At 67.2% G+C, this 6,387-nt stretch carries 8 protein-coding genes and 3 pseudogenes; 6 read left to right on the top strand and 5 right to left on the bottom strand.

Features of this window, described 5'->3' with window-relative positions:
• The 3 genes and pseudogenes from ACI2L1_RS44765 to ACI2L1_RS44755 form a co-directional block, all read left to right on the top strand.
• Window positions 1-441, top strand: a pseudogene (locus ACI2L1_RS44765) (hypothetical protein); the annotation flags it as partial.
• Window positions 438-578 (top strand): hypothetical protein, encoded by a 141-nt coding sequence (locus ACI2L1_RS44760; RefSeq protein ID WP_404745237.1) that lies wholly within the window; start codon window positions 438-440, stop codon window positions 576-578. The pseudogene ACI2L1_RS44765 and the gene ACI2L1_RS44760, both read left to right, overlap by 4 nt.
• Before the next feature lie 93 nt (window positions 579-671).
• Window positions 672-980 (top strand): hypothetical protein, encoded by a 309-nt coding sequence (locus ACI2L1_RS44755; protein WP_404745236.1) that lies wholly within the window; start codon window positions 672-674, stop codon window positions 978-980.
• Window positions 981-1,049: 69 nt separating this feature from the next.
• Here the strand turns inward: ACI2L1_RS44755 and ACI2L1_RS44750 are convergent, their stop codons facing one another.
• The 4 genes from ACI2L1_RS44750 to ACI2L1_RS44735 form a co-directional block, all read right to left on the bottom strand.
• Complete coding sequence (locus tag ACI2L1_RS44750) at window positions 1,050-1,418, bottom strand: hypothetical protein (protein WP_404745235.1); 369 nt, start codon at window positions 1,416-1,418, stop codon at window positions 1,050-1,052.
• A 94-nt stretch (window positions 1,419-1,512) separates the two neighbouring features.
• A complete protein-coding gene (locus tag ACI2L1_RS44745; protein ID WP_404745234.1) occupies window positions 1,513-1,920 on the bottom strand; it encodes a hypothetical protein in 408 nt (135 codons plus the stop codon).
• Window positions 1,921-2,181: 261 nt separating this feature from the next.
• On the bottom strand, window positions 2,182-3,069 hold the full coding sequence (locus ACI2L1_RS44740) for a hypothetical protein (protein ID WP_404745233.1): 888 nt from the start codon (window positions 3,067-3,069) through the stop codon (window positions 2,182-2,184).
• Window positions 3,070-3,205: 136 nt separating this feature from the next.
• Window positions 3,206-3,757: a peptidoglycan-binding protein gene (locus ACI2L1_RS44735; protein ID WP_404745232.1), complete on the bottom strand. Its 552-nt coding sequence runs from the start codon at window positions 3,755-3,757 to the stop codon at window positions 3,206-3,208.
• Between the two features lie 265 nt (window positions 3,758-4,022).
• On the opposite strand from ACI2L1_RS44735, the gene ACI2L1_RS44730 reads away from it, so the two are divergent.
• From ACI2L1_RS44730 to ACI2L1_RS44720, 3 genes and pseudogenes are all read left to right on the top strand, one after another.
• On the top strand, window positions 4,023-5,189 hold the full coding sequence (locus ACI2L1_RS44730; protein ID WP_404745231.1) for a sensor histidine kinase: 1,167 nt from the start codon (window positions 4,023-4,025) through the stop codon (window positions 5,187-5,189).
• On the top strand, window positions 5,186-5,854 hold the full coding sequence (locus tag ACI2L1_RS44725; protein WP_404745230.1) for a response regulator: 669 nt from the start codon (window positions 5,186-5,188) through the stop codon (window positions 5,852-5,854). Before ACI2L1_RS44730 ends, ACI2L1_RS44725 begins: the two co-directional genes overlap by 4 nt.
• A gap of 95 nt (window positions 5,855-5,949) precedes the next feature.
• Window positions 5,950-6,225 (top strand): annotated as a pseudogene (locus ACI2L1_RS44720) (PIN-like domain-containing protein); the annotation flags it as partial.
• A gap of 51 nt (window positions 6,226-6,276) precedes the next feature.
• Here the strand turns inward: ACI2L1_RS44720 and ACI2L1_RS44715 are convergent.
• Window positions 6,277-6,387: pseudogene (locus tag ACI2L1_RS44715) on the bottom strand (IS5/IS1182 family transposase); the annotation flags it as partial.

Below are 6,387 nucleotides of genomic sequence, written 5' to 3'. Positions count from 1 at the left end.
CGTGAACAGCCGATGCGCCAGCACCGCCCGATTGACCATGATCGCCACAGTCGGATCATGCCACCGGCCAGACGCGACGCCTCACCCGCTATCACACACCAACTCGTAAGTCACCTCCAGCTGATCGACGCGAAGCCTGCGCTCCACTACCGCGGCTTCACCACCGAAATCTGCCGCCTGCTGGCCGACGCGACAGACGCCTTCCAGAGGCAGCTCGCCTGGGCCGCCACCGAACGATTCCCCGTGCGCATCGTGGCCGCCCTGTACCAGTGCTACGCCGAGGGGGAGACCACGCTCCGGCCTCTCGCCGCCCTGCTGGGGATGGACGTGGACCAGCTGCACGACCTTCTCGACCCGGCCGAGCCCGACACCCCTGAACATGAACCGGACGCCGACGACGTGGAAGAAGCGGAAGAAGGGGACCTGATCTTCCAGCCATGAGACTCTGCTGGTTCCCGGACAACACCGTCCTGTGCAACTTCGCGGCCGTCGACCGGCTGCCGCTGCTGGAGAAACTGCTCGACGGGCGCGGTTGCTGGACCGAGGCCGTGGCTCATGAAGCCGAGCAATCCGCCTGATACCTCCCCAGGGTACGGGACATTACGGCTCTCGGCATTCTCGGCGAGCCGATCGCCGTCACGGACGTCGAGGAGATCGCCGAGGTCGACCGTGTGCGTCGGGCAGTCTTCGGCGGTGTCGCGTCGGCGCCGACCAAACACCTCGGTGAGGCCGAGACCTGCGTACTGATCGTCAGGCGACCGGAATTCCGCGATTCCGTGTGGATCACCGACGACCGGTCGGCCGGCTCGTATGCCCGGCGGTGGGGCATCACCACCAAAGAGACGTTCGACCTCATGAACGAGGCTGTCGTCGGCCAGTTGGTCAGTGCCGTGGACGGCCACGAACTGCTCCGCCGGATGGTGGCCGCCGGCCGTCATCTGCATCGCGTTTCGCATCACCCCGACGACCTGCTGCGGTAGTCGACTGTGGTGCGGGAAGACCCGCACCACAGTGGTGCGGGTCCTGGTGTTTGCGCCGCGTCCCTCAACTCAGAGCTTGAGGGCCGCAGAGCAGTTTCCGATTCCGGTCCGGCATATGCGGACGGACCAGCCCGATTGGACGATACTCACGTACTGTTCCGTGGACGTGCAGACCATGTCTTCGTACCAGCGCCAACTGGTGTCGTCCCAGTCCTTCACCTGAAAGCGAGCGCAGTGGCCGTCGGTGAGAGTGTCGCGGGCGTAGATCCCCCACGTGCCGTTGGCGAAGTAGTCAACTGCACCCGCCGCGCCGGTTGTGCTCAGGTTGTAGGTATGAGCCTCGGCCGGAACGGCCGTGAGGCCAATGAGGGCAGCGGCGCTCGATACGGCGAGTACTGCCATCCTTTTCGGCCTTGAGACCCGGGTCTTGGCTTTCAAATTCCCTCCCTGTTTCGGTGGACTCTCCATCGCGTTGTCCAGACGATGACCGGTGGGAAAGCCCGGGCCGTATCGGGGCCGGGCCCTACCATGATCAGCTCGACGGCCAGGTCTCGAAGATGCCGCTGCACTTCGCCGGCGTGGACCGGATTCGGATTGCCGTTACCGTGACAGATGCGTCGTTGTCCACGGCCCCGTTCGGGTTGAGGCAGATGGCGTTGTTTGTGCTGCCGATCCGTAGAAGGACTGTGTCGTCGTTGCGCGAGTTGTAGACAACATCCGCCCCTTTGCTGTTGGAGCCGAGTGTCTGGTTGTAATCCGCATCCTGGTAGGCGGCCGTCGGGCTGTTGGCGTTCCATTGGGCTTCCGTCAGGTAGAAGCACACCCTCGGGTAGGCGCATCCGTGCACAGCCGCCTCGGCAGCCGCAGGCGGGGCACTGGCCAAGACAACGCCTACCGCCGCGAACGCCGACCATCCGGCCACGATCTTCCGCACTGTCATACTGACTCCTTTCGGTCGCGGGCCGGGTCCCCCGCTGGTTTCCCTGGGCAGGCCCGCGGGCTGTGTGGCGCCACTGGTCGGGCGCTGTCGGTGTGCCATGTCGGTGAGGGGCGGCGGAGCGGCCGTCGCGTTCGGCATCGGGAGGAACGTCTGCGCCACCGCGTATGGCAACCGCGCGGCTCCTGCGGCTTTCGCCGGTACCTAGCTCCTGCAACTTCCGTTGCATTGCGGGAGATTGACGCTGATGCGGGCGTCTTGGGCTTACGCTGCGGCGATGCGGATGCGTGCTCGGGCGCGTCGGCTGAGCGACCACGGGATCAGTAGGGCGGGCAGTGTCACCCATGCGAGCCATGGCAAGGGTTCCCGTCCCAGCGGGGCGAGCGGGCTTGTGGAGAGGCCCGGCGTCGCGTAGGCGTCCTCCTCGACGATCCGGGCCTCGAATTCGACATTGTTCGCGGAGGAGGAACCCAAGCCGGTGACCGAATAGTACTGTTTGTACTCGCTCCAGGTTGTTTCGCTGAAGTGGAGGTAGAAGCTCTTGTACTCGTCGTTGACGTATTCGTCGGGGCCGGGTCGGTCCACCACTCGGCCACTGGGGCAGACCGCCGTCGCGCCGTCGATCGAGCACTGGCCGGGCAGTCCCAGCATCGCCCGCTCGCCGTAGCGCATCGCGTAGGCGCCGGAGTTGTGAGTGGCCACCGCCACCAGGCCGAGCGCTGCCACCGGTGCCGCCACGGACGCCGCCACCACGGCGAGCCGCCGGCGCGCCCCGAACGGACCTGTCGGTGGCAGCGGTCCTCGGCGGACCAGTGCCACCGACAGCATGTACGAGAGGGGTCCCAGCAGAGCGCAGAGCAGCAGCGTCCCCGGCAGGACCCACCACGACGGGCCCCACATCCCGGCCAGACCCGCCACCAGCAGGGCGAGGAAAACCGGAGCAGTCCAGTCCTGCCGCCGTGACCAGGTCGGCCCGTCGTTCGCCCGCGGGCGCCGCTCTCCCCGCTCGCGCATCCACCGGCGGCCGAGCAGGGCCATCAGCGCGGCGTCGACCACCGCCACCACCGCCACGGCCGCGGGCGCCCACCCGTCCTCAATCGGTGGCTCGGCCAGCGTCGTGATCACTTCACTGATTACGTCGCCCAGCGCCATAGTCCTGTGCCCTTCCGTCGAGCCCTGCGACATGTCCGCCGGGTGACGTTGTTCGTGCGCTGCGGAGCCCTTTGCAACAACCTGTTTGCCGTGATGGTTACGGCCTTTCACCGTGCACTCGCTGTACGGTGCGGCGTCAGCCGCAGGTACGGTAGTCGTAGCCGGCGAGCCGGTAGCCGTCGGTGCTGCCGTCGTACATGTAGAAGCCGTACGTGCCGTCTGCCTTGCGTATGAAGGTGGGTTGGTAATTGCTGCCGAGGTAATACACCCAGAGGTTGCCGGAGTCCTCGTCCCATTTCCGGAGGCCGTCGTCAGCCTTTCCGAAGGTCTCCTTGCCGGCCACCCCGTCGCGATCCGACAATCCCTTTTTGGCTTGCCAGGCCTTGGTCGCGGCCTTGGTTTCCGGACCGAAGGCACCATCGATGTCCGAGACATCAAGAAAACCGTCGGCCCATAGTATTTCCTGCCACAGACAGGTGGCATTGGAGTACGTGTTCGTGCCGGTCGACAGGATCCCCTCGTCGCCCCAGTCGTCTTGAAAGCCGTCGGCGCCGTATATGTAGTCGCGACCGCTGTAGGTCCCGCTTGCCAGGGCCGGTGATGCGCTCAGCGCGAGGGTGGCCACTCCGGCGAACAGTACCGTGAACGCGACCCGCAACCGTCTGCGGCGCTTCGCAATGCCTTCCATGCTCTGTTTGCCCCTTCGCCGACAATGAACTGCGGTGCGCGGTTCCTTCCGAGGAATGCGGCTCGCGCAGTCCGTGGGCCGTGCGGCTCCGCTGGTCGGACGGTGCCGATGCGCCATGACGTTAGGGGCGCCGGCACAGATGTCGCGTCCCGTGGCGGGTGGAACTTCTGGTCGTCCCTGTGCCGTAGCAGCGGGAGTCCTGCAACTTCCGCGGTACCGCGAAAGGTTGACGCAGCCGGGCAGACACCGGCGTTACTCTGCGGCGATGCGCATGCGTACCCCCCGGCCGGTAGTCGTCGACTCACTGATCGCGCTCGCCATGACCGCGGCGGCCGTCCGGCTGGGACAGGGGTCGGTGGCGCAGGGCTGGCCGGAACCCGACGCGACCGCTTATGTGCTGCTCGTCCTGGCGCAGATGCCCGTCGCCCTGCGGCGCAGGGCACCGCTGATGGTCTTCGCGGCCGTACAGGTGATCGGCGTCGTCTATATCGGCCTGGGGTACTGGCCGGTGGCGTCCGCGTTCGGCTCGCTGCTCGCCCTGTACACGGTGGCGTCGGTGTACTCGGTGCGGATCGCCGTCGGTTGCGCGGCGGTGATGACCGCCAAGTGGGTGTACGCCGGTGTGGTCAGCGACCAGCTGTCCATGGGGCTGGTCGTGGGTCAGGCGCTGCTGTACTGCTCGGTGCTGGTGTGGTCCGGCACGTTGGCCCGCCGCTCCCAGGAACTCGCCGAGCAGCTGCGGGCCGAGCAGGCCGAGCGGGCCCGCCAGGAGGTTGCCGCCGAACGCGGGCGCATAGCGCGGGAACTGCACGACGTGGTCGCCCACCACATGTCGGTGATCTCCGTGCAGGCGGGCTTGGCCCGGTTCGTCCTCGACTCCGATGCGGCGACGGCCCGAGGTGCGCTGGGGACCATCGAGGACACCAGCACCGAGGCGCTTGAGGAGTTGCGGCGCATGCTGAAGGTCCTGCGGGAACACGACCTGGGCGGCGCCGAGTCGGCCGCGCCCATGCCCACTCTCGCTCGGCTCGACGATCTGGTGCAGCGCGTCCGGGCCGGCGGCGTCCCCGTCGAGCTGAGCGTCGAAGGCACCGTGCGCCCGCTGCCGCCCGGCGTCGAGTTGTGCGCGTACCGCGTCGTCCAGGAGGCCCTGACCAACGTCCTCAAACACACCCGCCCTGCTGCCGCGCAGGTGCAACTCCGCTACACGCAGGACGAACTGACCGTCAGTGTCACCAACGAGGGAGAGGGGGTGATTCCGGCCAGAGTGCCGGAGGGTGGTGGCCATGGCTTGATCGGCATGCGGGAGCGGGCCAAGCTCTACGGCGGGACGATCAGCGTCGGACCACGCGCCGAGGGGGGTTTCGCGGTCCGCCTGACCCTGCCGACATCGGCGACTGCCGCACGGTGGAGGGACGAACTCAAGGGATGACCAGAGTCCTCGTCGTCGACGATCAGTTCCTCATCCGCGCCGGGCTCGTCGGCCTGCTCGATGCCGCGTCCGGCTTCGAGGCCGTCGGCGAGGCGGGAGACGGCCGGCAGGCGGTGCGACTGGCCGCCAAGACGCGGCCCGACGTCATCCTGATGGACATCCGCATGCCCGACATGAACGGTATCGAGGCCACCGAGCGCATCCTCGCCGAGGCGGTCGCCCCCGCACCCCGGGTGCTGGTCCTGACCACCTTCGACCTCGACGAATATGTGTACGGGGCGTTGCGAGCCGGCGCCTCGGGGTTCCTGCTCAAGGACTCAGGTCCCGAGCGGCTGCTCGCAGCGGTGGCCGCGGTTGCCGGCGGCGACGCCCTGTTCGCGCCCAGCGTGACCCGGCGACTGGTCGAAGCCTTCGCCCACCAGGCCTCCTCCGAGCCGGGCGCCCAACCCCCGCCGGACCTGGACGTGTTGACCACCCGGGAAGTCGAGGTACTCGAACTCGTCGCACGCGGCCTGTCCAACCCGGAGATCGCCGACCGGCTCTCCATCAGCGAGGCAACGGTCAAGACCCACCTCAACCGCACCATGACCAAGCTGGACCTGAACAGCCGGGCCCAGGCCGTGGTGGTGGCTTACGAGACAGGGCTCGTGACGCCGGGACGGTAGGTGTTCCAGCCGAAGTTTCGACGCGCCAACGATGTACTTGGGGAAGAGGATTGGCCGAGATCTTCCTGTCGTCAGCGACCGCATATGCGGGAACAATGCTCCTGCAGGCCCAGGTGCGGGGCAGAGACGGGGGAGCACGGCGCCGTATGACGAAAAAGGACGTTCAGGCTTCGGCTGGAAGCGGTCGCGGAATCTACGACAGCGACGGAGCCCACCGAAGTCCTGTGGCCGCCGACTACGAGCGGCTCTTCCAGTCGGGCATGGTCGTCCTCGACACCAACGTGCTCCTCAACCTCTACCGGTCCAACGAGCGCACCCGCCGCGACACCCTCGCCGTGCTGAACAAGCTGCGCGACCGGTTGTGGGTGCCCCATCAGGTGCTGACCGAGTTCTGGCGCAACCGCGAGTCGAAATCCGTACGCCACCACCACAGCACTAAAGTGCTGGAAGCAGACGGCGATGCCCTCGCTGCGGGCGGCCGTGGCGTCGTGCATACGTCCAGGTCGCAGGGCATCGGTCCATAACGTGCGGCC

Source organism: Streptomyces sp. NPDC019531 (genome assembly GCF_044903305.1).
GTDB lineage: Bacteria > Actinomycetota > Actinomycetes > Streptomycetales > Streptomycetaceae > Streptomyces.
The sequence above is the reverse complement of the archived record's forward strand: the minus strand, read 5'-3'. Positions and strand labels throughout refer to the sequence as shown.

Bases quoted from the DNA above. Each gene is read 5' to 3' on its own strand.
- ACI2L1_RS44760 (WP_404745237.1), top strand. From the start codon at position 438: ATGAGACTCTGCTGGTTCCCGGACAACACCGTCCTGTGCAACTTCGCG.
- ACI2L1_RS44745 (WP_404745234.1), bottom strand. From the start codon at position 1,920: ATGACAGTGCGGAAGATCGTGGCCGGATGGTCGGCGTTCGCGGCGGTA.
- ACI2L1_RS44740 (WP_404745233.1), bottom strand. From the start codon at position 3,069: ATGGCGCTGGGCGACGTAATCAGTGAAGTGATCACGACGCTGGCCGAG.
- ACI2L1_RS44735 (WP_404745232.1), bottom strand. From the start codon at position 3,757: ATGGAAGGCATTGCGAAGCGCCGCAGACGGTTGCGGGTCGCGTTCACG.
- ACI2L1_RS44730 (WP_404745231.1), top strand. From the start codon at position 4,023: ATGCGCATGCGTACCCCCCGGCCGGTAGTCGTCGACTCACTGATCGCG.
- ACI2L1_RS44725 (WP_404745230.1), top strand. From the start codon at position 5,186: ATGACCAGAGTCCTCGTCGTCGACGATCAGTTCCTCATCCGCGCCGGG.